The organism is Massilia forsythiae, from assembly GCF_012849555.1.
GTDB lineage: Bacteria > Pseudomonadota > Gammaproteobacteria > Burkholderiales > Burkholderiaceae_D > Telluria > Telluria forsythiae.
In genome coordinates this window covers 2783621-2805524 of the sequence record NZ_CP051685.1, presented here as the reverse complement: position 1 = coordinate 2805524, position 21904 = coordinate 2783621, and the positions used below count along the sequence as shown (strand labels likewise).

The 21904-nt window shown below is 63.4% G+C and carries 27 protein-coding genes; 13 read left to right on the top strand and 14 right to left on the bottom strand.

Going from position 1 to position 21904, the window contains the following annotated elements; genetic code table 11:
* Window positions 1-107: 107 nt before the first annotated feature.
* On the bottom strand, window positions 108-1109 hold the full coding sequence (gene ybiB, locus HH212_RS12150) for a DNA-binding protein YbiB (protein ID WP_170202713.1): 1002 nt from the start codon (window positions 1107-1109) through the stop codon (window positions 108-110).
* A gap of 167 nt (window positions 1110-1276) precedes the next feature.
* On the opposite strand from ybiB, the gene HH212_RS12145 reads away from it, so the two are divergent.
* The 3 genes from HH212_RS12145 to HH212_RS12135 all read left to right on the top strand — a co-directional run bounded on the left by HH212_RS12145 (window position 1277) and on the right by HH212_RS12135 (window position 5176).
* Window positions 1277-2338, top strand: a complete 1062-nt coding sequence (locus HH212_RS12145) for a 3-deoxy-7-phosphoheptulonate synthase (protein ID WP_170202712.1) — start codon at window positions 1277-1279, stop codon at window positions 2336-2338.
* A gap of 166 nt (window positions 2339-2504) precedes the next feature.
* Window positions 2505-3542 carry a tRNA (adenosine(37)-N6)-threonylcarbamoyltransferase complex transferase subunit TsaD gene (gene tsaD, locus HH212_RS12140; RefSeq protein WP_170202711.1) on the top strand — a complete coding sequence of 346 codons (1038 nt, stop codon included), beginning with the start codon at window positions 2505-2507 and terminating at the stop codon, window positions 3540-3542.
* Between the two features lie 383 nt (window positions 3543-3925).
* Window positions 3926-5176, top strand: coding sequence for a tyrosine-type recombinase/integrase (locus HH212_RS12135; RefSeq protein ID WP_170202710.1), 1251 nt, complete (start codon window positions 3926-3928; stop codon window positions 5174-5176).
* Between the two features lie 39 nt (window positions 5177-5215).
* Here HH212_RS12135 and tmk read toward each other — a convergent pair whose 3' ends face one another.
* Window positions 5216-5944: a dTMP kinase gene (gene tmk, locus HH212_RS12130; RefSeq protein WP_170202709.1), complete on the bottom strand. Its 729-nt coding sequence runs from the start codon at window positions 5942-5944 to the stop codon at window positions 5216-5218.
* Between the two features lie 76 nt (window positions 5945-6020).
* On the opposite strand from tmk, the gene HH212_RS12125 reads away from it, so the two are divergent.
* A complete protein-coding gene (locus HH212_RS12125; RefSeq protein WP_170202708.1) occupies window positions 6021-6242 on the top strand; it encodes a hypothetical protein in 222 nt (73 codons plus the stop codon).
* A 742-nt stretch (window positions 6243-6984) separates the two neighbouring features.
* Here HH212_RS12125 and HH212_RS12120 read toward each other — a convergent pair.
* From HH212_RS12120 to HH212_RS12070, 11 genes are all read right to left on the bottom strand, one after another.
* Window positions 6985-7527 carry a hypothetical protein gene (locus HH212_RS12120; RefSeq protein ID WP_170202707.1) on the bottom strand — a complete coding sequence of 181 codons (543 nt, stop codon included), beginning with the start codon at window positions 7525-7527 and terminating at the stop codon, window positions 6985-6987.
* Between the two features lie 831 nt (window positions 7528-8358).
* Window positions 8359-8775 (bottom strand): hypothetical protein, encoded by a 417-nt coding sequence (locus HH212_RS12115; protein WP_170202706.1) that lies wholly within the window; start codon window positions 8773-8775, stop codon window positions 8359-8361.
* The gene (locus tag HH212_RS12110; RefSeq protein WP_170202705.1) at window positions 8772-9086 is read right to left on the bottom strand and encodes an autorepressor SdpR family transcription factor; all 315 of its coding nucleotides are present in this window, start codon (window positions 9084-9086) and stop codon (window positions 8772-8774) included. The genes HH212_RS12115 and HH212_RS12110 overlap by 4 nt, the downstream gene beginning before the upstream one ends.
* 446 nt (window positions 9087-9532) lie before the next feature.
* Entirely contained in the window at window positions 9533-10648 is a 1116-nt protein-coding gene (locus tag HH212_RS12105; RefSeq protein ID WP_170202704.1) for a phage major capsid protein, read from the bottom strand.
* The gene (locus tag HH212_RS12100) at window positions 10648-11187 is read right to left on the bottom strand and encodes a hypothetical protein (protein WP_170202703.1); all 540 of its coding nucleotides are present in this window, start codon (window positions 11185-11187) and stop codon (window positions 10648-10650) included. The genes HH212_RS12105 and HH212_RS12100 overlap by 1 nt, the downstream gene beginning before the upstream one ends.
* A gap of 58 nt (window positions 11188-11245) precedes the next feature.
* Entirely contained in the window at window positions 11246-11764 is a 519-nt protein-coding gene (locus HH212_RS12095) for a hypothetical protein (protein ID WP_170202702.1), read from the bottom strand.
* Complete coding sequence (locus HH212_RS12090) at window positions 11764-11943, bottom strand: hypothetical protein (protein ID WP_170202701.1); 180 nt, start codon at window positions 11941-11943, stop codon at window positions 11764-11766. The genes HH212_RS12095 and HH212_RS12090 overlap by 1 nt, the downstream gene beginning before the upstream one ends.
* Window positions 11944-12431: 488 nt before the next feature.
* Window positions 12432-13391: a toprim domain-containing protein gene (locus tag HH212_RS12085; protein WP_170202700.1), complete on the bottom strand. Its 960-nt coding sequence runs from the start codon at window positions 13389-13391 to the stop codon at window positions 12432-12434.
* The gene (locus tag HH212_RS12080) at window positions 13388-14887 is read right to left on the bottom strand and encodes a DEAD/DEAH box helicase family protein (RefSeq protein WP_170202699.1); all 1500 of its coding nucleotides are present in this window, start codon (window positions 14885-14887) and stop codon (window positions 13388-13390) included. The genes HH212_RS12085 and HH212_RS12080 overlap by 4 nt, the downstream gene beginning before the upstream one ends.
* The gene (locus tag HH212_RS27825; protein ID WP_370663923.1) at window positions 14884-16143 is read right to left on the bottom strand and encodes a DNA translocase FtsK; all 1260 of its coding nucleotides are present in this window, start codon (window positions 16141-16143) and stop codon (window positions 14884-14886) included. Before HH212_RS27825 ends, HH212_RS12080 begins: the two co-directional genes overlap by 4 nt.
* Window positions 16144-16469: 326 nt before the next feature.
* On the bottom strand, window positions 16470-16964 hold the full coding sequence (locus HH212_RS12070; RefSeq protein ID WP_170202698.1) for an Arc family DNA-binding protein: 495 nt from the start codon (window positions 16962-16964) through the stop codon (window positions 16470-16472).
* Between the two features lie 109 nt (window positions 16965-17073).
* Here HH212_RS12070 and HH212_RS12065 point away from each other — a divergent pair, with 109 nt between their 5' ends.
* The 9 genes from HH212_RS12065 (at window position 17074) to HH212_RS12025 (ending at window position 20794) form a co-directional block, all read left to right on the top strand.
* Window positions 17074-17265 carry an Arc family DNA-binding protein gene (locus HH212_RS12065; protein WP_170202697.1) on the top strand — a complete coding sequence of 64 codons (192 nt, stop codon included), beginning with the start codon at window positions 17074-17076 and terminating at the stop codon, window positions 17263-17265.
* Between the two features lie 126 nt (window positions 17266-17391).
* The gene (locus tag HH212_RS12060) at window positions 17392-17745 is read left to right on the top strand and encodes a hypothetical protein (protein WP_170202696.1); all 354 of its coding nucleotides are present in this window, start codon (window positions 17392-17394) and stop codon (window positions 17743-17745) included.
* Window positions 17742-18056 (top strand): hypothetical protein, encoded by a 315-nt coding sequence (locus HH212_RS12055; protein ID WP_170202695.1) that lies wholly within the window; start codon window positions 17742-17744, stop codon window positions 18054-18056. The genes HH212_RS12060 and HH212_RS12055 overlap by 4 nt, the downstream gene beginning before the upstream one ends.
* Window positions 18053-18634 carry a hypothetical protein gene (locus HH212_RS12050; RefSeq protein WP_170202694.1) on the top strand — a complete coding sequence of 194 codons (582 nt, stop codon included), beginning with the start codon at window positions 18053-18055 and terminating at the stop codon, window positions 18632-18634. Before HH212_RS12055 ends, HH212_RS12050 begins: the two co-directional genes overlap by 4 nt.
* Window positions 18627-18845 carry a hypothetical protein gene (locus HH212_RS12045; RefSeq protein WP_170202693.1) on the top strand — a complete coding sequence of 73 codons (219 nt, stop codon included), beginning with the start codon at window positions 18627-18629 and terminating at the stop codon, window positions 18843-18845. The genes HH212_RS12050 and HH212_RS12045 overlap by 8 nt, the downstream gene beginning before the upstream one ends.
* Window positions 18838-19101 (top strand): hypothetical protein, encoded by a 264-nt coding sequence (locus HH212_RS12040; RefSeq protein ID WP_170202692.1) that lies wholly within the window; start codon window positions 18838-18840, stop codon window positions 19099-19101. Before HH212_RS12045 ends, HH212_RS12040 begins: the two co-directional genes overlap by 8 nt.
* Window positions 19080-19637, top strand: a complete 558-nt coding sequence (locus tag HH212_RS12035; protein ID WP_170202691.1) for a hypothetical protein — start codon at window positions 19080-19082, stop codon at window positions 19635-19637. Before HH212_RS12040 ends, HH212_RS12035 begins: the two co-directional genes overlap by 22 nt.
* The gene (locus HH212_RS12030) at window positions 19638-19817 is read left to right on the top strand and encodes a helix-turn-helix transcriptional regulator (RefSeq protein WP_170202690.1); all 180 of its coding nucleotides are present in this window, start codon (window positions 19638-19640) and stop codon (window positions 19815-19817) included.
* Window positions 19818-19948: 131 nt separating this feature from the next.
* Window positions 19949-20794: an endonuclease/exonuclease/phosphatase family protein gene (locus HH212_RS12025; RefSeq protein ID WP_170202689.1), complete on the top strand. Its 846-nt coding sequence runs from the start codon at window positions 19949-19951 to the stop codon at window positions 20792-20794.
* Between the two features lie 96 nt (window positions 20795-20890).
* Here HH212_RS12025 and HH212_RS12020 read toward each other — a convergent pair whose 3' ends face one another.
* On the bottom strand, window positions 20891-21541 hold the full coding sequence (locus HH212_RS12020; protein ID WP_370663922.1) for a DsbA family oxidoreductase: 651 nt from the start codon (window positions 21539-21541) through the stop codon (window positions 20891-20893).
* Window positions 21542-21904 lie beyond the last annotated feature (363 nt).

Here is a 21904-nt window from a genome sequence, read left to right as displayed (position 1 = left end):
TGTTGGCGGATCGGAAGGCGGTTGAACGCGTGGACGGCGGTGAGGCAGCGGCAAAGTCGCGTTGACGGGTGTAGCCGTCCACCCTACGCCAGCGCAAATTGACCAAGTCAGGCGTTGGTGCGCAACGCGCGCGCGACTTGCAGGCAGTGGGCGGCCTGGGCCGCGATCGGCGCGGGAACCGGCTGCTCGCCGCGCAGGGCGCGCGCGATCCAGTCGGCGGTGGCGGCGGCGTCGCGTCCCTCCGGCGCCGGCGCCAGTTCGTCGGTGGGCGCGTCGCGCTCGACCAGCAACTGGCGCTGGCCGGCATGGAACCAGTCGATCTGCTGGGCGCGGTTGGCGTTGGCGACCGTTTCTCCTTCGGTGCCGCGCATCAAGAAGGCGTCGCCGCGCGCGTGCGGGGCGGCGACGCCAAAGTATTCGCTCAGCATCGTCAGGTATTCCGGGTGCGTGTACGACACCAGGCGCAGCGCCGGGCCGGCGAACGGCTGCAGGATCTTGACGATGGTGTGGGTGGAGTTGCGCACGCCCAGGATGCGCCGCAGCGACAACTGGTGCGCCAGTTTCGGCGCCAGCCGCTCGATCGGCATGAAGCAGGGTTTGTGCCGGGCGAACGCGTCCAGCATGTCGGCGGTGGAGCCGGTCGGGCCGATGCCCATCTCGGCGAAGATCTCGGCGGTGGCGACGCGGCCCGGGTCGTTCGTGACGCCATGCACCAGCACCGGCACGCCTTCGCGCGCCAGCAGCAGCGCCAGCAGCGGCGTCAGGTTGGCCAGCTTGCGCGCGCCGTTGTAGCTGGGGATCAATACCGGCGCGAAGTCGCCGGGCGGCTGCGGCAGCGGGGCGAAGGCGCCCTCGGCTGCATCCATGAAGCCGGCGATCTCGTCCACCGATTCACCTTTGATGCGCATCGCCAGCAGGATGCCGCCGAGTTCGAGATCGGACACGCGCCCGTCCAGCATGGCGCCGTACAACAAGGCGGCATCGTCGCGCGTCATGCTGCGCGCGCCTTTCACGCCGCGCCCGATCTCCTTGATGAAGCGGGCGGCGGGGAACGGTGTGGCGTCGGTGTGCGGACGCGGGGCGGACTGGGGATCGAGGTTCGTGTGCATGATGCCAAGCATACCACCGGCCGCGGCCTGCGCGCCGCCGCGTCCGCATCCGGACCTGCCGCCCACGGCATGCGAACGGCATGCATCCTGCGACATTTTTGCACCGGCGGCTGCAATACACGCGATTTCCGGCTAGACTGGTCAATCCCTCAAGAAAAAAGCACGCCATGCAGATCACGCCCGATATCGAAAACACCAACGTCAGCTCGTTCGCGACCATGCCCTCGCCGGTCGAGCTGCACAAGACGCTGCCCCTGTCCGAGTCCGCCTTCACCACCGTGATGCAGGGGCGCGAAACCTTGCGCAACATCCTCGACCGCAAGGACAAGCGCCTGTTCGTGGTGGTGGGTCCGTGCTCGATCCACGATCCGGACGCCGGCCTGGACTATGCGCGCCGCCTGAAGGCGCTGCAGGACGAGGTCGCCGAGACCATGGTGCTGGTGATGCGCGTGTATTTCGAGAAGCCGCGCACCACCACCGGCTGGAAGGGCTACATCAACGATCCGTTCATGGACGATTCGTTCCGCGTCGACGTCGGCATGCAGCGCGCGCGCCGCTTCCTGCTCGACGTGTGCGAACTCGGCTTGCCGACCGCCACCGAGGCGCTCGATCCGATCTCGCCGCAGTACCTGGGCGATTTGATCGCCTGGACCGCGATCGGCGCGCGCACCACCGAATCGCAGACGCACCGCGAGATGTCGTCCGGCCTGTCGACGCCGGTCGGCTTCAAGAACGGCACCGACGGCGACATCGGCATCGCGGTGAATGCCGTGCTGTCGTCGTCCAGCCCGCACTCCTTCCTGGGCATCAACGACCAGGGCACGGTGTCGATCGTGCGCACCAGCGGCAACGCCTATGGCCACGTGGTGCTGCGCGGCGGCGGCGGGCGTCCGAACTACGATTCGGTGTCGGTCGCGATCGCCGAGCAGTCGCTGAAAAAGGCGGGCTTGCCGGCCAACCTGGTGGTCGACTGCTCGCACGCCAACAGCTATAAAAAGCCGGAGCTGCAGCCGCTGGTGATGTCGGACGTGATCCAGCAGATCAAGCACGGCACCGGCTCGCTGGTGGGCGTGATGATCGAATCGAACATCGCCGGCGGCAGCCAGCCGATTCCGTCCGACCTGTCGCAGCTGAAGTATGGCTGCTCGGTGACCGACGGCTGCATCGGCTGGGAAGATACCGAAGCGATGCTGCGCAGCGCGCACCGGGAGTTGCTGCAGCGCGCGTGATGCGTGTGGCTCATGCCGGCGTTGGGGGCGATGGGGTGGACGGCATGACGTCCGCGTCATTGCCACCTCCCGGGTAGAGCCGTCCACCCTAACGCCCACCTTGCCCCAGCCTGCTTTAGAATAGCGGGTTGCTCTCCCCCCTTCCCTTCTTTTTTGCGGTTTTCCCATGATTGTCCTCGGCGTCGAATCCTCCTGCGATGAAACCGGCCTGGCTCTGTACGACACCGAGCGCGGCCTGCTGTCCCATGCTCTGCATTCGCAGGTGGCGATGCACGAGGAGTACGGCGGCGTGGTGCCGGAACTGGCCTCGCGCGACCATATCCGGCGCGCGCTACCGCTGCTGGAACAGGCGTTGACCACAGCAGGCGTGACGAAGGAAAGCATCGACGCCATCGCCTACACGCAGGGTCCCGGCCTGGCCGGCGCGCTGCTGGTGGGTTCGTCGGTGGCGTGCAGCCTGGGGCTGGCGCTCGATAAACCGGTGCTCGGCGTGCACCACCTGGAAGGGCACCTGCTGTCGCCGCTGCTGGCCAGCGAGCGTCCCGAATTCCCGTTCATCGCGCTGCTGGTCTCGGGCGGCCACACGCAACTGATGCGGGTCGACGGCGTCGGCCGCTACACGCTGCTGGGCGAGACGCTGGACGACGCCGCCGGCGAAGCCTTCGACAAGTCGGCCAAGCTGCTCGGCCTGGGCTATCCGGGCGGGCCGGCCATTTCTCGCCTGGCCGAGTTCGGCGATCCGGCGGCGTACACGCTGCCGCGGCCGATGCTGCACTCGAAGGATTTCAACTTCAGCTTCTCGGGCCTGAAGACCGCGGTGCTGACGGTGGTGAAGAAGCACGAGACCGATATTGCCAACATCTGCGAGCAGGATAAGGCGAATATCGCGCGCGGCTTCGTCGACGCCATCGTCGACGTGCTGGTGGCCAAATGCGTGTCCGCGCTCAAGCACACCGGCTTGACGCGCCTGGTGATCGCAGGCGGCGTCGGCGCCAACCGCCAGCTGCGCGCCGCGCTCGATGCCGCCGCCGTCAGGAAGCGTTTCAAGGTGTATTACCCGGAACTGGAATTCTGCACCGACAACGGCGCCATGATTGCCTTTGCCGGCGCCCTGCGCCTGGAGCGCAACCCGCAGGCGGCGCAGCGCGACTATGCGTTCAACGTGCGTCCGCGCTGGCCGCTGGACGAACTCGAAGCTGCCTGAGCGCGCGGTTCTCGGCGGCCGCGCGCGCCGTCGTTTGCATGCGCCCGGCACTGGCGGGCGTGCGGTTTTGCGGCCTGCCGCCGGGCGTCCCGCATTGAACTTGCAACGTTGACATCGATCCTACCGTGTGACCGCCGCAGGCCAAAGGGTGGCAATATCGGACCGTTGAGTTAGACGGAGGTTCTACATGCGCGTGGTAAGCTGGAATCTCCATCGACGTTTCTCTCAATAGCTTCCTGGCACTTTTCGCGGCGCCCTCCCCTATAGAGAATCGGTTTAGTGTATCTTCTGTATCACTTCTGACTCTCTCTGGCGCATGTAGTTTTTGTAGCTAGATGCGTAGCCAGCGACAGACCACAAATCTAACTACAAACGGGGAAGGCATGGCCAAGCGGGGCAGCAATTTACTCAGCGATTTGCAGATCCGTCGCTGGATAGCGGGGGGCGAATCGGTAGCGAAATCGGATGGCGACGGCCTGACCTTTACCCTCTCGGCGGCCGGCACGGCAACATGGGTGCTCAGGTACAGGTTCGCCAACCGATCGCGCGAGCTGACGATCGGGAACTACCCTGACATCGGCCTTGGCGCCGCACGCAAGCTTGCGAGTGAGCAGCGGGTAGCCATCGACAAGGGCCAGGATCCGGCTGCACAAAAGCGGGCCGAGCGCCAGCAACTGAAAGCCGCATGGACGGTTCGGCGCGTCATTACCGACTTCAAGGAAAAAGTGGTGGACGCCGGCCAGTTGTCGGCACGCACACGAAAGGCGAAGCATTGGGATCTGGACAATATCATTTTGCCCAAGCTTGGGCCGTTCAACGTGCAGGATGTCACCCCGCCCGACGTCGTCGACATGCTCGATCGGAGCGGTCGCACCTGGGCGATGCAAAATCGATTTCTAACCACTGCCGGCCAGGTCTTCGACCACGCAATCGGACGTCAGCTGATTCGAATAAATCCGGCGGCCGGGATCAAGATGAAGGCCCTGATGGGGCCGCGCCCGCCAGTGCGCAAGCGCGTCATGCTGAAAGAAGGAGAGCTCCGAACACTGCTTTCCTCCGTCGATGAAATCGGGACAGAGAACGCGCTCGCCTTGAAGATCTTGCTGGCCACATGCGTGCGCACTTGGGAATTAATCACGGCACGCTGGGAGCATGTCGATTTCGAGCGCGGTACTTGGCTGATCCCCGCCGAGAAGGTGAAGACCCGCGTAGCGTTCCTGGTCCCCATCACCCCGACGGTGGCTGCCTGGCTCAAGGAGCTGCGGCACCTTGCAGGCGATTCGGAGTGGGTACTGCCTGGCCGAAGTAGCAAGCGCGCAGGCAGTCATGTCGGGCGATCGACGCTGGGCGCCGCAATCTCTCGGGCCTTCGAGCGCGGCCAGCTGGACATCCGCCGCTTTACTCCGCACGACACGCGCAGCACGGCAAAGGGCCACATGCGCAATTTGGGTGTCTCACGTGAGATTTCCGAGATCGCCTTGAATCACACGCTCAAGGGTATGGAAGGGATTTACGATGTGCGCGAGGAAATCCCAGAGCGACGCCAGGCCCTGGAGTTATGGGCCATGTTCCTAGCGACGTGCGAGCGTGGGGAGATCTGGAATGTAGTCCCGATCGGGCGCGCTGTAGCATGAGCAAGTACGCTAACGACCGGAATTACGATAAGGATGCTATTACGGTATTTCGAGAATTGATGCCAATTTTTGCTTGGCCTGCCACCAGTCGCACGAATTCGTGAGTCGTGGGATGCAGTAGACTGGGTCATCGCAACCATACGATTTTCTACACCGCTTCGCTTTGAATGCACCGTCCACTAAGTCATCGACAATGAACCGATGCAGGGCCGCAACTGACAAAGTTGCATCAACCTTGCGAAGCACTGAGTCGGACTCAGCTATTGAGCGAAATATTTTTCCCGCCTTGTCAAGGTCTTCCTGGCGTTCAAAAAGATTAGGTCGTCCGTCTCTCGATATAACTCGACTGACTGCCAAATCGGCAGGCAGGTCCATCCAATAGGCCACATCAGGGGTAACAACATTTGCTCGGACTTGCTGCTCGATCGTCGCGTGGTCTGCCACAAGAATGCCTTGGTAGGCGATCGTCGAGTAGAAATAACGATCCAGGATGACAACATTTCCTGCTTCCAGAGCCGGGATGACCTTTCGAGTCAAATGATCTTGTCGATCACGTATAAATGTCTCAAGTTCTTCGTCAAACGGCATGCGGCCCGTCAGCGCGGAGTCTCTGAGCTTTTGGCCCCACTCGCCGTCGGTGGGCTCCTTGGAAACAACAACGGTCTCGCCAAGGCCTTCAAGGACGCTTTGGAGCAAAAGTACCTGCGTGGTTTTGCCAGCGCCGTCGATGCCGTCAAATGCGATTAAAATGCCAGGGTAGGTGTTCATCCGGAGAGTATAACAAAACTTCCAACCCCCAAGAGTCAGGAAGCTGTGGGCCTTGGCCTAAAATTGAGGAGCACTCATGGTAGCTATCGCATCGACGGGCAACACAGTACGTGTCTATAAGTTTCAAATTTACAACATCGTAACCGATGAGATGGTTACCTCCACGCGTCTCGCTCAAGAGCACACAATCGAGAGAATCGGCGCTGTTCGTATGGGAGTACCGTTCGAAGTGCCGTTATCCGACGTGGATGCAGAGGGGTTCACCAGCAAAAATTATTCTCCAGTGCAAGGCGTCTAATTTTACGTCCCAGATGTGCTCACGTGTACGACACGGCACGCGTAGATGCCGCCCTTTCCTTTAACGCATTATGGCCGTATGCGCGCTCGGCGCCGTTCCGGCCAGCATCGAAGACGTAGCATGATCGCCGCTGCGGGCCCGGCGTGCAGCAGCTAGTCGGCCAGCAGCATGGCGGCGCCGTATTCTGCGTGTATGACCAGCATGGTTCAGCTTGAAACCAGCGACACGGGTCGGGGCGACCTGCAGCTGCTCGCCCTGGTCGCCGTTAAGGGCATCGGCGGCATGCACAACCATCACGCCGAACCCGGACAGCGTGCGGCAGCTGGTCCGCCAGCACCGAGCGAGCGACGCGATCACGGTTGGCCACAGCGCGTATCACCAGCGTGCCCTGGCGCCGGCTCAGGCACCTGCATGTAGCTGGTCAACATTGGACGCGCAGCGCCGACGGGATCCGGACAGCCGCCACCAACGCAACGTTCCAGACGAGTGCAGTGTGGGCTGTTGTGCGGCCCTGCAGCTGGCCAACACCTGGTCAGCGGGATTCATCACAGGCACTAGTGTCCGGCAGCTGGTTGACCAGCATCGAGGCCGCAACGCGATCGCCGCGCGCCTACGCCGGCCGCCAGCATGCACCTGATCAGCCAACAACACGACGGCGCCGGTTTCCGTATGCACCTGGTGAACCTGGCCGTGCTCGTCATCGAACGCATAGTGCTAGTCAGGTAGCTTCGGGGCGCGAGCTTTACGCTGGCATCGTCGGGTGTATGGTTTCGGCAAGCGTGAGCACCACCCCTTCCAGCAAGGCGCGGTGCTCACGCTCGATCACGGCTTCGCACTCGTCAGCCGTCGCCAGGGGCGCCACCGCAAGCGCCACCCGTCTGGCGCAATCCTGCAGGCTGGCGCGCATCGCCCGCACCACTTCGCGCACGCACGACTGGACGTCGCCCCGATCAAGGAACGTGTCAGCCAGTTCGGCGGCCTGTATTTCGGACCTGATGGCTTCCGCTGCTTCGCGCCGCGCGCGGCTCACGTCGTACGGTGGAATGTTGTCGGGCTCGTCGGCTACGTCGCCGGCAGCGCTGGCCAGCGACGGCGCTCCGGTCGAGCGCCGCGTATCGTCGCTGGCACGCGGGCGCGTGTTCTTCTGGTACAGCGCCGTGGCCATGTCCGCATCGACCTTGTTGTTCACCCTGACGATGCCGCAGCGCTTGATCGCTCGATCGGCTGCCTGGCGGGAAATCCCGAGTGTCCTTGCCCATTCGGCAACGCTCATCATGTTTTGCATATCGCTCCAATTTTGTCAGGCAAGTTGTCAACTAAGTTTACAGCAACAAGCGTTCGACGATCGAAGGGAAGTCAGCAATATTCTTATTCAATACAATCACTTACGCGAATTTCAATTACCGATTGCGCACGCGCCGTTGTCAACTTATTGTCAGGAAATTGTTTTGGCACCCGCTAGCGCGATGACGGGGCCTGAATTACCCTTGCGCAACACTCCTCCGGGAGAACCTAATGAGGGGGGGATAGGGGCCGGCCGGGCGGCGGACGTGGCGGCGGTGGCCAAGCGGCGCGCGGCGGCGGCAGGTCAGGCGGCGGCAGGTCAGGCGGCGGCAGGTCAGGCGGCGGTGGCAACCGGTCAGCGGGCGACCGCGGTGACATGGTGGCGGGCGGTGATGGCGCGGTCGCCCTGCACCGGCGTCTGGACGATGCATGCCGGCGGCGCCGAGGCAGCACGGTTCGACCTGGTGCTGCTGGTGTGCGGCGCAGGTTGCCACTACGCTGCAGGCGCCGCTGCAGGCGCCGCTGCAGGCGCCGCTGCAATAGGATCGGCGTGGGCTGCTGGTGCTGGCCACTGCCAGTTGCGTGCGCGCCGGCGCCGCCGCGTGGGGCTGTATCCGATGACTCTTAATCATCGGTAAAGCCTTTACCTAAAGGCGGTATGCGAAGTTGTTCGCCACTTTCTCGCCACATGTGCATCATTTTTGACGGAATAAACAAGCATTATTTGCACTTCCAACAACATGAGCTTTACACTGTGCATCCGACAGGCCGCTTTCGGCCAAAACCGGACCTACGCGCACCTTGAAAAAGAGCAAGCCGGCGAACTATGGTGTTAAGTGCGGCTGCGTTCGACGCTACGGCTCATCCAGAGGCAGTGTGCTAATTTTCCTGCCACAACGATCACGGCTGGTGCCATCAGGCAGATGGCCAGCGTGCTGGCGATCGCGATCGGCGCGAACGCGTATGCAAGCGCGAAACCCAGGCCACCCAATACCAGTGTCCATGCGGCGAAACGGCGAAGGGTTTGTTCACGTCCCGGATTGCAGGACACACGCGCCAAGGGAACCAACTTCTTTGGAAGCACGTTCGCGGAAAGGAGCACCGTCGAGCCTATCAGGATGCCCATCACGCGCATGGCCGTCTCGGCGCTGACAATGCCGCGCTGCCGGAGTGTATTGAGCAACACAGCTGTCAACAGGTAGGCCGCAGCGACCAACAATGCGCGGCGAATCGGATGGTGCAGGGTCATGATTTCTCCTTTGTTTGCCCAGGGGCCGTTGTGGTCGGGGTCTCGGACGAAAGCTGCAGCCCGAACGCTGCTGCGAAACCCATCAGTGCTTCTTCGAGCACCGACATCTTCAGTCGGTAGATGATCGTACGCCCGCTCTTCTCCGCTTCGATTAGGTCTGCGGCGATCAAAACGGAGAAGTGCGCCGACATCGTCGGCTTTGACACAGCGAAGGAATCGGCCAAAGCGCCGGCGCCCATTGGTCCGGCCCGCAGCATTTGTAGTACCTGCCGGCGCGTCGGATCGGAAAGTGCTTTGAAAACTGAAGTCATGATTGATTATTAGCTAAATATCTAACAATGTAAAGCGATTTTCGCGTGCAAGAGCAAAGTGCTGTCCAGGGATCGAAGTTCTCCTAGTCTCTACACTGAATAGATGCGCTCGATATTGCGTTATCCCTAGGTGCCTCGACCGTCCGCAATGGGTCGAAAGCAGTCCTATGCAGAGCGATAGCGAGCGGGCTGTACGGCGTGAAACTTTTATCTCAGCATTACCAAGGAAGGCAGGAGTACAGGCAGGGATGGGGGTGGACGGTTGCGCATAACCCACGCCTCCTCCGGTAGTAAGCCGGGTAGATGTAGCATCATGCCTGGTGCGCCCCCCACGCGCTGCGCCCGCAGCATCGTGGCCAGTCGAGACCCATATCACACGAGGTCGAAGCTTCGCCTTCGGCGCCTATGAGTCTCGTCTCTCGGCGCCAATTTCAATCACACCAGCATTACTTGCCGTCCGCCCGGTACAGCCCGCGGTAGTCGATCGCCTTGGCGGCGAAGTCGAGGCGGCATTTCATGTTCATGGCGTCGATGTTGAAGGGGTTCCAGGTCTCCAGCACCGGGCCATCCGTGCCGGCCAGGTAGCAGTACTCGACCGTGTCCACCTGGCCGTTGTTCGCCGCGGCATACCATTGCGTCGCGCTCACGTTGTCCAGCAGCGGCTCGACAACCGGCGTCAGGCTGGAGCGGCCGCCCTCGCGGAACTCGTTCACATCGGCGAAGCGGGACGGCGTGTAGTTCGCGCTGGTCAGCTTGTAGGCGTCCTGCTCCAGGGCGGCCGGCACGATCAAGAAGCTCGGGGCGATGTTCAGCGTTTCCGACTGCAGGCCGCGCTGCTGGCGCATGCTGGCACGCATTGCCGAGAGAGCATCCAGGCCCAGCGCCGAGCCGGCGCCGGTCGCGGCGTTCTTGTGCTGGGCGTCGAACAGCGCGTTACCGTCCGCCATCGGCGCATTGCCGGTCAGCTGCGCATACACCAGGCGGTTTTCCAGGCGGGCCGCAGCGCTGCCGAAGCCGGCCAGGGCCGTATCGAAGGCACGCAGGTCGTCGTTCACCATGGCCTGGCGGGTCAGCGCCACGATGCGGCCGTAGGTGATCAGCGAGTAGCTTTCGGCGCCATCCTGCATCTTCCCGTACTGGAATTCGCCATCCTCGTTTACGCGCAACAGATCCGGCGCGCTGCTGATCTGGACGGCCGTGACGCTCTTGAAGTCCGGCAGATCGGCGGCGCGGCGCGCCCACAGCTGGTAGGTGGCCGGGTTCTGCTGGTAGGCCAGGCGCATGCGCTTGTTGCCGACGTTGGCCAGGATGGAGGGGAAATCGGACGTGCCCATGTTCCGGCTCTGCAGCGCCAGCGCGGCGACCTCCATGCGGTCCTTGCCGCGCACGTTGAGGCCTTCGACTTCCAGCGACTCGCGCGCCAGCTCGAGCAAGGTCATGTGGCGGAAGCGCTGGCCGTTCTCGGTCAGCTTGGTGGTGGGCGCCATGCGGTGCAGCAGGGCGTCGGCCATGCCTTGGGCGTTGGTTTCCTGCTCGTCGCGGATGGTGGTAATTTTGGTCATTATCGGTTCCAGTGAATGCCGGCTTCCTCGGCTTCGTTGATCAGGGCGGCGGTGTCGCGGTCGAGTCGATCGATTTGTTCGGTCAGCTGGGCCATGGTGACGGTGCGCTCGGCGGCGGTGATGGCGTTGGGCGACCAATCCATGCTGTCGATTTCCTTCATCACGGTGTCTTTCAGCAGCGAGGCGAACAGCCCGCACAGCGCCTGGTCGATGTCCTTGGGGCCGATGCGCGCGGTGTCGCCGGCGAACGGCTGCAGGGCGCCGGACAGGCTCATGGTCTGATCGAGGTCGTGTTGCGTCATGTAGCGCGGGCTGCGCACGAACTTGGCCAGCGTCTCGCGCAGCGACTGCTGGTAGCGCTCGCCATTGGCCGCCAGCCAGTTGGCCAGCAGGGCTTTCAGATCATCCTTGTGTACCGGCGCGTGCTGTACGCGCTCGCGCTGGCGGCGCAGTTCTTCGACCTCGGTGCGCATCGCCTGCAGGCGCTTTTCTAGGCTGTCGACGCCCTTGCGCAGCGACTTAAAATCGATTCCAAACATGTTCACTCCTGAAGGCGCGGCGCGATCGCGCCGCTTCAAGAGCCATTGTCGGATTCGGTCAGCGACATTTCCCGTTGAAAATATGTCCTGTGATCCGCTCGATCTGTTTGGCGGTCAGGCTGTCCGACCTGTTGCACATCGTGGCGTAGAACAGGGCTTCGCTCAACGGCGTTGCCTCGGGCGGCGGGTGGTCGTCGGCGCGCCAGGCGTGCCACGGGCCGCGGCTGATGAACCGGTTCCACTCGGCTTCCAGCTTCTGCGATCCGGTCCAGCTGCTGCCGGCGTCGATGAGCATGGCCGCCTTGCGCAACCAGCTGTCGCGCTTCAACCGGCGGCGGGCGCCGTGCGTCGCCGCGATGCCCAGGCAGCGCTCCAGCGGGATCTCGCCGGCGGCGTTGAGGTACGCATCGAAGCCCTTGCGCAGCAGCGCCACGTCGCGGGCGGTGAGCGCGCCATCGGTGAAATGCGCAATCGCCTGCAGCGGATCGTCCTCGCCGGCCAGCTGGTCGACGTCGTCTGCTGCGGCGTGTGGCGCCCGATATTGCGCCGCTGCTCCACGTCTCGGCCAATCCACCATCACGCATCCCCCAGGCCATCGAGGCGGGTCGCTACGCCGGTGCGGCTGGAAGCGCCGGCGCCGGCGGCGCGGTCGGTTGGGCTGGTGTGGTGCGCCGGATGCGCGGCGGTCTGCCGGCACGCCAGGCGGCGCGCGGCGCGGTGCTGCGCGATCGGCGCCAGCTGCAGTTTTTCAGTCACGTTTCGTTCGGCCATAGTTGTCATTTAGAGGGGTTGGTTGGACCCCTCCGAAGTCGATAGGTGTAAGGCTGTGGTATCCCCGGCCCCGAGCATGGTTCAGCAAGAACTTCATCGAAAGTGACGCATTCACGGGGTGGTCAGTCCCGCTACGGCTCGCCCAGGCCGCCCCCTCGCCCCTTCGACTGGCGCACTCGCTCGAATGCGCCTGCCGAATGGGCCAAGCCTTCCAACTCTGTACCTCTGTTCGCGTCGGCCTGTGCTCTCAGGCTTCGGCAAGGCCCCCTCTGCGCCTTGTTCGTGCTGTGCCCTGGTGTTCGGCGGTGCGGCCGGTCTTTTCGCGGTGTGGGCCGATCTCATGCCCCTGCTCGTTTTCTCCGGTGTCGTCCGCTCCACCGTGGGGCCGCTCCTGGGCGCCCCTGCAATCTTGGAAAGGGCGCGTGTCCATCGCCCTTTCCAAGACGCGCTCGAAACCGAGCGCTCCTGCCGCCCTACTTCGCGCGCATCAGCTGCGCCGCACGCATCACCTTCAATTTCACGTCGGCGAACACGCTGGTCTGGATCTGGATGGCGGTGCGCTTGCGGCTGAAACTGAACCGCTGGCCGGCGTGCGCCAGTTCCATCTGCTCCATGACGTAGTCGTTCCAGTCGGTGCCCTGCTCGCACGTCGGGAAGGCGACGCCCACGCCCAGCACCTCGGCGGCGGCGCGCGCGGCGTCCAGGCCGGGGTTGAATCCGCGGCGCATTTCGGTCTCGTGGTCGTTGTCGGCGCAAACCACACCCATGCCGCGGCGCTCCATGCGCTCGGCGACCAGCGCCAGGTTGCCGGCGTTGAAGCCGACGATGACGCGGCTGTTCGGGATGGCCTGGAACACGGTCAGGCCGGTGGCGAAGCCCTCCACCAGCACCGTCACCACGGCGCCCGGGCGCTCGATCGCGTAGTAGGCGTATTTGGTCGTGGCGCCGGGGTGGAATTTCTTCTCGCCGTCCGGCGAAATGCGCTGCAGGCTCAGCACCTTGCCGTTGTAGAGCATCGGGATCACCAGCCAGCCGGCCGCGTCGACGCGCAGGCCCACGCACCCGGCCACGCCGAGGCTCTTGTTGACCAGGTAGGGATGGCTGTCTCGCAGCGGCGCGCAGGCGGCATACGCGGCGCGCGCGGCATGCGTGGCGTTGACCAGGTCGGCGCGGCGCGCGGCCTGGCGCCGGGCAATTTCGGCCCGATCGATCGGCGCGGCCAGCGCGGCGCCGTCGCCGGCGCGCCACGTCAGCGGCTCCATGTGCACGGCGTAGTCCTGGCACCAGCCGACCAAGCCATCGTCGGCCAGCTTGATGCTGGCGTTCTTCTTGCGGGGATGGCTTTCGGTCTTGCAGCGGATCCAGCGCCCGGGTGTGAACGTGTCGGGCACGATGATGCCGTTGGCCTGGACGAATTGGAGGAAGGCGCTCATGACTGCTTCGCCCGCTTCGCAAACGCGATCTCGCGCGACTTCACCCACTTGAGCACCGCGGTCGACGGCTTCATCGGCTCCACGTCGCGCTCGCGCGGCCAGGTGCCGAACTTTTCCTTGTACTTGTTGGCGATCCAGCCCGGCTTGCGGCCCTTCTCGGCGGCGATGTGCGCCAGCTGGGCGTGGAACTCGCGCTTGTCCTGCTCGGTCGGGCCGGCATCCTTGCCGCCGGCGACCTCGCGCAGCGCGCCGGGCACATGCTCGACGGTCTGCTTGCGTTTGTAGATGTGGCCGCACGACGGGCACGCCGGCAACGGCACATGGACGCACGAACAGTTCGGGCATTTGATTGGCTTCGTCTCGGGCTCGGGCGCCGCGGCGCGCTTCTTCTTCGTGCCGTCGTCCAGCTCGGCCACGCCCTTTTCCAGGAAGGCATGCATGGCGCCCCAGAAGCGGACGCAGTTGCCGCTGTGGTCGAGCACGATGCACTCGGTCTTGCCCGGATGGATGCGCAGGCCGCGGCCCAGGATCTGGATGTGTTCGGCCAGGCTGGACTTGAGCGGGCGCGCCATGATGATCACCTCGACGTCGGGCACGTCGAAACCCTTGCTCAAGGCGCTCACGCTGATCAAGCCGCGCACGGCGCTGTCGGGCTTACGGAACTCCTCGACCAGCGCGCCGCGGGCGTCCTCGTCGGTCCGGTAGGTGTACAACTCACAGTTCACGCCGGCGGCCTGGAACTGGCGCTGCATTTCCTCGCAGTGCTCGACGTTGCAGCCGAAGGCGATGAACTTCTTGCCGGCGGCGTGGCGCAAGTACTCCTCGACGCAATCGCCGATGATCGGCATCGAGCGCTCGGCGGCGTCCTTGTCGGTCCACTCGCCGGCCACCGCCCTGGCGCCGGTCATGTCGGGTTGGCTGGCGGCGTACACGCGGAACGGCACGAGGTACGGCTTGTCGCGCGTGCCGTCCTCGAGGAGCGGGCCGGCGATCAGCTGGTTCGTGGTGATGGTGGTAACGATGCCGTCGTACAGCTTCCCCAGGCCGGCCGTCATCGGCGTGGCCGTCAGGCCGATTACGATGGTGTCGCGGCCGGCGATGCGGGCGGCGACGGTGGCGTGCACGGTATGGCACTCGTCGACGATGATTAGGTTCGCTTCCGGCCAGCCGCGCTTGGCCAGCGTCTGCGCGCTGGCGACCTGGACGCGCTCGTATCCGGCGCGGCGTGGGTTGTCGCCCTGGATGATGCCGTGCGGGATGCCGTAGCGGTCGAGCGTCGCGCTGGTCTGGTCGATGAGCGCGATGCGATCGGCCACGAACACGGCGCGCTTGCCGGGCTTGCCGTGGCATTCGGCGATCAGGTGCGATGCGATCACGGTCTTGCCGCCGCCGGTGGGTACCGACAGGACGATGTTGCGCTTGCCCTGGCGGATCAGCGCGCGCAGGCCTTCGACGCTGTCGACCTGGTACGGGCGCAGGTTCAGCTGCTCTTTCATGCCGCCGCCCTCCGCGCCATGATCGCCGGCAGGATGTCGGCGTTACCCTCGGCGCCCAGCGCCTTGCGGATCTTGGCCAGCAAGTCAGCCTGGTACTGCGCCGTGATCTGCGCGGTGCGCTTCGTACCCTGCAGGTCGTGATTGCGGCTGGACAGCTGATCAAACTTCAACTCCGCGGCTTCGGCGCGCTTCACCAGGCCATCGACCTGCGCAGCCAAATCGCCGTGCGTCAGCAGCGCAACGTGTGCTTCCAGCGCCGCCACCTTGGTCACCAGGCCGTCGCGCTCGGCCGCCACCTTGTTGTAATCGTCCAGCAAGGCGTTGAACGGATCAGCCTCCACCGCCATGGATTCGCCCGAGGGGTCCGCGTCTGGCGCGTTTTCTTCGGCGCCGGCATCAGGCGCGGCGTTGGCCTGCTGCTGCACCTGCTGCATCAGGGTCGGCCGCGCGGTACCGGCCAGCGCCATCGATGCGGGCACGACGGCCGCCACCACGATGCGTTCGCCGGACGCTGCCGGCGGCGTCACGATGCCGACGCGCTCCATCTGCTCGATCAGGCGCGCGGCGCGGTTGTAGCCGATGCGCAGGTGGCGCTGTACCAGCGAAATCGAAGCGCGGCGGTGCTGCAGGACGATGGCCGCGGCTTGGTCGTAGAGGTCGTCCGGCCCTTCCTCCAATGCATCAGCACCAGCCGCCGGCGCGGCTGGCGCTCGTTGCGCTGCTGCGGCTGGTTTCGGCGCCAGCTGCTCGAGCGCGCGCGGCAACGTGATTTCGCCGTGGGCGACCTGCTTGGCCAGCTCGGGGGATTGCCGCGCGACCTTGTCGGCCATGCGCTGGGTGCGCTCGCTGGCGCCAGACCGGGCCGCGCGATCGGCAACGGTATTTAATGCGGCAACGTTGCCGCATTTCCCTGGCCGCCCTACGGCTTGGGCGCTGGCCCAGTCCTGCGCGCGGGAAACGATGATGGCGTGCTGCCCTGGCATGAGGTGGCGGCGGTGAAGGTTCGCCGAGAGCACGAACGAGACCGGGTCAGCGCCGGTGAATGGCTTGGTCTTGGGCTCGATACCGGCCTCGATGCAGGCGCGGTAGCGGTTGCCGCCGTCCAGCACCAGCCCCTCATACACGGTGATCGGCTCGTGCTGGCCGTTGGCGACGATGTCGGCTTTCAGCGCATCGAACTCGGCGCCGGCCAGCCGCGGGAACAATGTGCAGAGCGGGTGCAGGTCCAGCGCCAGGGTGTTGTCGGTGGCGCCCATGGTCATGCACTCCACAGGTTGAATCGAGCGAAGGTGTGCCGGAAGGTAGAACCGCTCACCCATTCGCTGAAATGCACATAAGCGACAGGGCGCGTGATGCAGGGCCTCAGGCAGTACTCACAAAATTTAGGCAAAAGAATCCCCTACGGCAATTAATTTCTTAATTGACATCGATTGGTGATGGGAGAAGCGGCCAAAACCGCAAGTGCGGCGAACTAAATCACCGTGCTACACAGACGGAATATAGCACCGTGATCGCAGTCTTGCAAGCACGGTGCTATATTATTTGGGACGAAAAAAAACCGGCGAATGCCGGTATTTAAGGATTATTTTTCTTCTAGCCTTCTAATTGTTTCTTGAAGGAGCTTGTCCGATTTAAATTTAAGGCTAGATAATTCGTCAGACATTTTCTTCGCCATCTCTATTATTGGAAGCGAACCCTCATTAAAGCGAAGATGGTTTTCGGCCATTTTAAGAACTCGTTGGAGATCCGACTTTGAAGCAATCTCGCTCGCACGCTCATCCGAGCTCATATTTTTTAACTCTGGAAGTTCTTCAGACAGCAGCTTTACTTGGTCGTACAGCTGAAAGGCGATTGCATAATGCCTGAGCAAGTCCATCTCTGCCTCTGCTGCTCTTACTTCCAATCTCGACAACAAAAACAGCGTATTCGCTGTATCACGATCACTTGAAAATGAAGCACGAAGTCGCTCCACTGTCTCTGCAGTTACAGAACGATTGTTCGCTTCTGCTGCATCCTCAAGCATGTTTTTAAGATCTGCAGGAAGGCGCAGGTTCAGTTGGGGGTCTTTTCGGCTCATAGTGACAATAATAAGGCATCACCGTGCTTGACGCAACAAAAGCACGGTGCTATATTGATTTCAAATGAAGCACTGTGCTTCATAGTGTTGTGCTTTTAGGAAGGTCAATATGAGTGATCAAAAAACCGGCCGCCAGTCCGACCAATTTACGTTGCGTTTTCCACATGGTATGCGTGACAAGATAAAGAAGATTGCGGAAACCAATCGTCGAACGACAAATGCAGAATTGATCTATTTGATTGAACGAGGCATTAATGCAGACAGACAGAGTAAGGAAGAATCTTATCCTGTTAATGCATAAAGAGTTATACCAGATCGAGCTTCAATAACTATCTAAAGCGGCTCGGGACCCTGTTAAGAACTGAACCATCCGACGTCTTGCACACGCCGGATGGTTCCTAACGCCCTAACACTTTTGGAGGTTGGAATGGCGAATCGTAATAATATCAGCAATACAACACCTTCTGCAATACTGGGGATATCCCCAGTGCCGGCAGAAGCTGAGGCTGCGGCCCTGGCGCAATTTAATGCTGCGGCCGCAGTGAACATGACCAATGGGACTTTCCTCGTTGAAGACGGGGCAGCCTATGACCAAGCGCACATGCGCTCAGCGCAGCTGTCCAGCCTCTTGACGCTGATGAGAATGGAAGGCGCCCAAAACTTCCGCAACCTCGCCGATGGTGCTCAATCGAATCTGATGTATCTGGCTTCGCATTTGGCGGAAGAAGTCGAAGCGATGTTGCCGCTAGCCGCCAAGGAACAGCACGGGAGGCAGGCATGAGCACGAAGAACCCAGCGCCGCTGTTCAAACCGTTCTCGTGGGTCAGCGAACAAAACCAGGCCGGCCGCTATGACATGCTGTCCAACATCCGCGACCTTGCTTCCGGCGTGGCCACTGCCCTGCAGCTGGTCGAGCGTTCGGAACTTCTTGAGATAGCTGGGGATGCCAGGATTATCGACGGAGCCACGGCGCGGCGTTTCTACCGAATGTCGATTGCTGCGATGAGCGTGATCGAGAGCTACATCGACGAGCACTTCGACGAAATGGACGATCTCGGCGCACAAACGAACAGCCAGAAAGGAGGCGCATGATGAGCGCCCTGTTCGCCGCATGCCCGGACGATAATCCGACGCACGCCGCCATGTTCTGCCTGCCCCTGGCCAGCATCGCTGAACAGGCCGGCGTTGAGGTCCTGGCGCTGCCCGAACAGCAGCGCCAGCAGGAAGCGCCTGCGCGCATCTTCGAGCTGACGCCGGCAGAGCAATTCTGTGCAGCGACGCTGAACGACCTGGATCCGGTGCTGAACGGCTGGGGCCTGGACAAGGCGAAGGTCGACCAGTGCTTCGACGCCGCGCTGGCCCAGCGCCCCGGTACGCTGCGGCAGTGCGTGCTTGAGCTGCAATACTGGAACCAGCTGTACTGGCTGCGCGACGCGGCCGGCGGCACGGCGGCCGGCGACTACTCGGCGGCGGCCAGCGCGCGACAGAACTACGTGTTCCGCTGCTTGTCGCGGATCCGGCCGCGCGACATCGAGGAGGCGGCCGTGGTGCTGCGCTACCTGGTCAACGATAACGGTCTGGACCGCCCGCAAAGCGGCGCAATCCTGTTGAACTTGATCGGCGCGCCCGAGCCTTACCGCCCGCACGAAGTCGGAGGCGGCCATGCGTGATCACGTCCAGCACCAGCAGGCCGGCGCCCTGCCCGCGCGCATCGACAGCGTCGACGTGGCGCAGCTGCTGCGCGACATCGGCGAGGCCAGCGCCAGCACCAACCCGGTGGATCTGTTTCGCCTGTGCTTGGGCGCGCAGCGCGTGCTGGGCCGCGTACTTGGCGAACCGCCGGCGGTGGCCAGCCTGCACCCGGGAGGCCGCGATGCGTGACGAGTGCCAGCACCGGCAGATCGCCAGTTTCGCCGGTCGCGTTCTGCTGGGCCTGCTCGCCGTCGCGGTGGTACTGGCGGCGTGTGCCAGCTGCGCGCCGCGCACGGCCGACGACGGCGCCGGCTTCGACCCGGCGATGTACCAGGACAGGGCTACGGGCTGCATGTATCTCGCCACCGGCAACTATCACGCGCTGACGCCGCGCATCGCCGCCGACGGCTATTCGCACATGGGATGCAAGGGGGCGTCGAAGTGAACCAGGTTCACGACAAGAGCGTGCCGTCGGCGGCGATGCGCTTCGCCTACACGATCACCCCGCGCCCGGCGCGCGTGGGCGGGGGCTGGCGCCTGCAGCTGATCGAGGATGGCCAGGAGGTTGGCGGCGGCGTGTACCCGATGACCGAGGAAACGACGAGCGAGGATGCCTACCAGGATGCGATGGACTGCGGCGAGGAATGGTTGATGTCGCGGGAGCCGCATGCCCACGTCGACCACTGTGCGGCGCTTCCCGCCCCGCTCGTTGGCCAGGCCGCCGGCGCCGTGTGCCAACTTGGTCGACTGCCGGCGGTCGTAGCCGGCGACGCCGCGGTACCCGGCATGCACGAGGCCATGGAGCGCCTCGCGGCGCTCGACACGCTCAGCGCCATGCTGTGGCTGTACCGCCGCTTGGCGCGCGCGTACGGCCACCAGGCACACGCCGACCCCATCATCGAGCGCCTGGCCCGCGAGGCCGGCGTCGACGTGGCCCAGCGCAGGTCAGCACCAGCAACCGAACACAAACAGGAGAAGTGAATGGAGCCGACCCTCTACAAGGTCTCGACCGCAATGAAGATGCTCGACGTGTGCCGGGCCACCATCTACCGCATGTTCGCGCGCGGGGAACTGGAGCGCGTGAATATCGGTCAACGAGCTACGCGCGTCACGGCGGCCAGCATCGAGCGCGCGATTGCCGCAGGCAAGAAAAAGGACTGATTGGGTATGATGCGTCTCAGTATGTTGCTTTCTGGCGCATCTTCAATTTGTAGCCAGGATTGTAGCTAGGGGCTTTTTCTGGTCAGGTGATCGCCCCGAAACCCGCATAAACACTGGCCTTGGAGCTTTTGATGAGGATAGTAAGCTGGAATATTCACTGGGGCTGTGGGAAGGACGGGCGCATCCGCATCCACGCAATCATCGATGTGCTGCGCAAGCTGAATCCCGACGTGATCTGCCTGCAGGAAGTGGCGGCGAATCATCCCGAACTCGAAGGCAGCGCCAGCGCGAGCCAGTTCAAACAGCTCGGCGGCGCCTTCGGCGGGTACCACATGATCGACCACGCCCCCAGCGAAATCTACCGCAACAACCTGCCGCGCCAGTTCGGCAACATCCTGCTCTCCAAGTACCGCATCACCCAGGCCCAGCGCCACATGCTGCCGTGGCCGGCCGATCCCGAGCATGGCGCCGGCATGCCGCGCGGGCTGATCGAAACCGTGCTGGAAACGCCGGGCGGCAAGCTGCGCGTGCTGACCACGCACCTGGAATACTATTCGCCGCTGCAGCGCCGCGCCCAGGTGCGCCGCATCCGCGAGCTGCACCGCGAAGCCTGTGCGCGCGCGCGCATCTACCAGCCGGAACCGGACCTGGAACCGCCGTTCCAGCTGGGCTTCCGTCCCGGCACTGCGATCTTTTGCGGCGATTTCAACTTCGCGCCGGCGTCGGACGACTACCGCGAGCTGGTGGCGCCGCACGAACCGGGCGCGTTGCAACTGGTGGATGCCTGGCATGCCCGTCATGGCGACATGGCGCGTGCGCCGACTACCGGGCTGCACGGCTTTCCGTGGCCGGACAAGCCGGAATGCTACGATTATTTCTTCGTCACCGACGACCTGGCGCCGCGCATCGCCGAAGTGAATGTGCAGTCGGAGACGGCGGTGTCGGATCATCAGCCGATCGTGCTCGACCTGAACTGACGTGCGCCGCTGCGCGTGCAGCGCCGCTGCCGCAAACGGGCGTCCGGCCTGCCGTGAACGTCCCTGGCGCCATCGCGGCAGCGCCGGCTGGGCCGTTCAAGCCGTCGCGTCCTCGCGCGCGATCTTGCGCAGCGCCTGCTCGAACACTTCCGGCGGCTGGCCGCCCGAGATCAAATGGCGTTCGTTGATGACGATCGCCGGTACCGAGCGGATGCCGGCGCGCTGCCAGAAATACTCGCGCTGGCGCACCTCGTCGGCGTACGTGTCCGACGCCAGCACCTGGCGCGCCTGTTCGGCGTCCAGCCCGGCATCGAGGGCGGCGCGCAGCAGTACGTCGTGCGAGCTCGGGTCTTCGCGCTTGGTGAAATACGCCTCGAACAGCTTTTCCTTGAGCGCCTGCTGATGACCCTGGCCCTGGCTTTCAGCCCAGTGCAGCAGGCGGTGCGCGTCGAAGGTGTTGTAGATGCGGCCGCGCTTGCCCATGTCGAAGGTGAAGCCGAGCGCCGCGCCGCGCTGGCGGATCATCTCGCGCGACTGGTCCTGCTGGGCCGGCGTCGACCCATACTTTTCCGTGATGTGCTCGAAGATGTCCTGCCCTTCCGGCGCCATGTCCGGATTCAGCTCGAACGGCTGGAAGTGGATGTCGACCTGCAGTTCGTCGCGCATGCCGTCCAGCGCCTTTTCCAATGACTTCAGGCCGATCACGCACCAGGGGCACGACACGTCCGACACAAAATCAATCCTCATCCGTTGACTCACGGCTCACCGCCTTTCTGATCTTGTAAGAAACAGGCCTATGGTGACACATCGCCGCAAAGCCGGCAGCGCACCACCGAAAATGCCCGGCCGCGCCGCGATTCGGATTCGGGGTCAGAGCACAATCGTCGAGGAATTCGGGGTCAGAGCACAATTTGCAGAAATGGCGCCAAGACACTGGACCATTCAAAGAGCATGCTGAGGAGCAGCGATAGCGCAGAGCTGGCAGGCGAAGACGTAAATCGAGATGGCAGGGCTATTGCAGGCGAAAGTGCTCTGACCCCGAATTCGACTCGAATTGTGCTCTGACCCCGAATTGCCGACCCGAATGGCAAAACACAGCAATTGATGACT

Bases quoted from the DNA above. Each gene is read 5' to 3' on its own strand.
- HH212_RS12105 (WP_170202704.1), bottom strand. From the start codon at position 10,648: ATGACCAAAATTACCACCATCCGCGACGAGCAGGAAACCAACGCCCAA.
- HH212_RS12085 (WP_170202700.1), bottom strand. From the start codon at position 13,391: ATGAGCGCCTTCCTCCAATTCGTCCAGGCCAACGGCATCATCGTGCCC.
- HH212_RS12020 (WP_370663922.1), bottom strand. From the start codon at position 21,541: ATGAGGATTGATTTTGTGTCGGACGTGTCGTGCCCCTGGTGCGTGATC.
- HH212_RS12055 (WP_170202695.1), top strand. From the start codon at position 17,742: ATGAGCACGAAGAACCCAGCGCCGCTGTTCAAACCGTTCTCGTGGGTC.
- tsaD (WP_170202711.1), top strand. From the start codon at position 2,505: ATGATTGTCCTCGGCGTCGAATCCTCCTGCGATGAAACCGGCCTGGCT.
- HH212_RS12030 (WP_170202690.1), top strand. From the start codon at position 19,638: ATGGAGCCGACCCTCTACAAGGTCTCGACCGCAATGAAGATGCTCGAC.
- HH212_RS12115 (WP_170202706.1), bottom strand. From the start codon at position 8,775: ATGACCCTGCACCATCCGATTCGCCGCGCATTGTTGGTCGCTGCGGCC.
- HH212_RS12120 (WP_170202707.1), bottom strand. From the start codon at position 7,527: ATGCAAAACATGATGAGCGTTGCCGAATGGGCAAGGACACTCGGGATT.
- HH212_RS27825 (WP_370663923.1), bottom strand. From the start codon at position 16,143: ATGGGCGCCACCGACAACACCCTGGCGCTGGACCTGCACCCGCTCTGC.
- HH212_RS12060 (WP_170202696.1), top strand. From the start codon at position 17,392: ATGGCGAATCGTAATAATATCAGCAATACAACACCTTCTGCAATACTG.
- HH212_RS12045 (WP_170202693.1), top strand. From the start codon at position 18,627: ATGCGTGATCACGTCCAGCACCAGCAGGCCGGCGCCCTGCCCGCGCGC.
- HH212_RS12125 (WP_170202708.1), top strand. From the start codon at position 6,021: ATGGTAGCTATCGCATCGACGGGCAACACAGTACGTGTCTATAAGTTT.
- HH212_RS12065 (WP_170202697.1), top strand. From the start codon at position 17,074: ATGAGTGATCAAAAAACCGGCCGCCAGTCCGACCAATTTACGTTGCGT.
- HH212_RS12050 (WP_170202694.1), top strand. From the start codon at position 18,053: ATGATGAGCGCCCTGTTCGCCGCATGCCCGGACGATAATCCGACGCAC.
- HH212_RS12095 (WP_170202702.1), bottom strand. From the start codon at position 11,764: ATGGTGGATTGGCCGAGACGTGGAGCAGCGGCGCAATATCGGGCGCCA.
- HH212_RS12040 (WP_170202692.1), top strand. From the start codon at position 18,838: ATGCGTGACGAGTGCCAGCACCGGCAGATCGCCAGTTTCGCCGGTCGC.
- ybiB (WP_170202713.1), bottom strand. From the start codon at position 1,109: ATGCACACGAACCTCGATCCCCAGTCCGCCCCGCGTCCGCACACCGAC.
- HH212_RS12035 (WP_170202691.1), top strand. From the start codon at position 19,080: ATGCAAGGGGGCGTCGAAGTGAACCAGGTTCACGACAAGAGCGTGCCG.
- HH212_RS12025 (WP_170202689.1), top strand. From the start codon at position 19,949: ATGAGGATAGTAAGCTGGAATATTCACTGGGGCTGTGGGAAGGACGGG.
- HH212_RS12100 (WP_170202703.1), bottom strand. From the start codon at position 11,187: ATGTTTGGAATCGATTTTAAGTCGCTGCGCAAGGGCGTCGACAGCCTA.
- HH212_RS12135 (WP_170202710.1), top strand. From the start codon at position 3,926: ATGGCCAAGCGGGGCAGCAATTTACTCAGCGATTTGCAGATCCGTCGC.
- HH212_RS12110 (WP_170202705.1), bottom strand. From the start codon at position 9,086: ATGACTTCAGTTTTCAAAGCACTTTCCGATCCGACGCGCCGGCAGGTA.
- HH212_RS12070 (WP_170202698.1), bottom strand. From the start codon at position 16,964: ATGAGCCGAAAAGACCCCCAACTGAACCTGCGCCTTCCTGCAGATCTT.
- HH212_RS12080 (WP_170202699.1), bottom strand. From the start codon at position 14,887: ATGAAAGAGCAGCTGAACCTGCGCCCGTACCAGGTCGACAGCGTCGAA.
- tmk (WP_170202709.1), bottom strand. From the start codon at position 5,944: ATGAACACCTACCCTGGCATTTTAATCGCATTTGACGGCATCGACGGC.
- HH212_RS12145 (WP_170202712.1), top strand. From the start codon at position 1,277: ATGCAGATCACGCCCGATATCGAAAACACCAACGTCAGCTCGTTCGCG.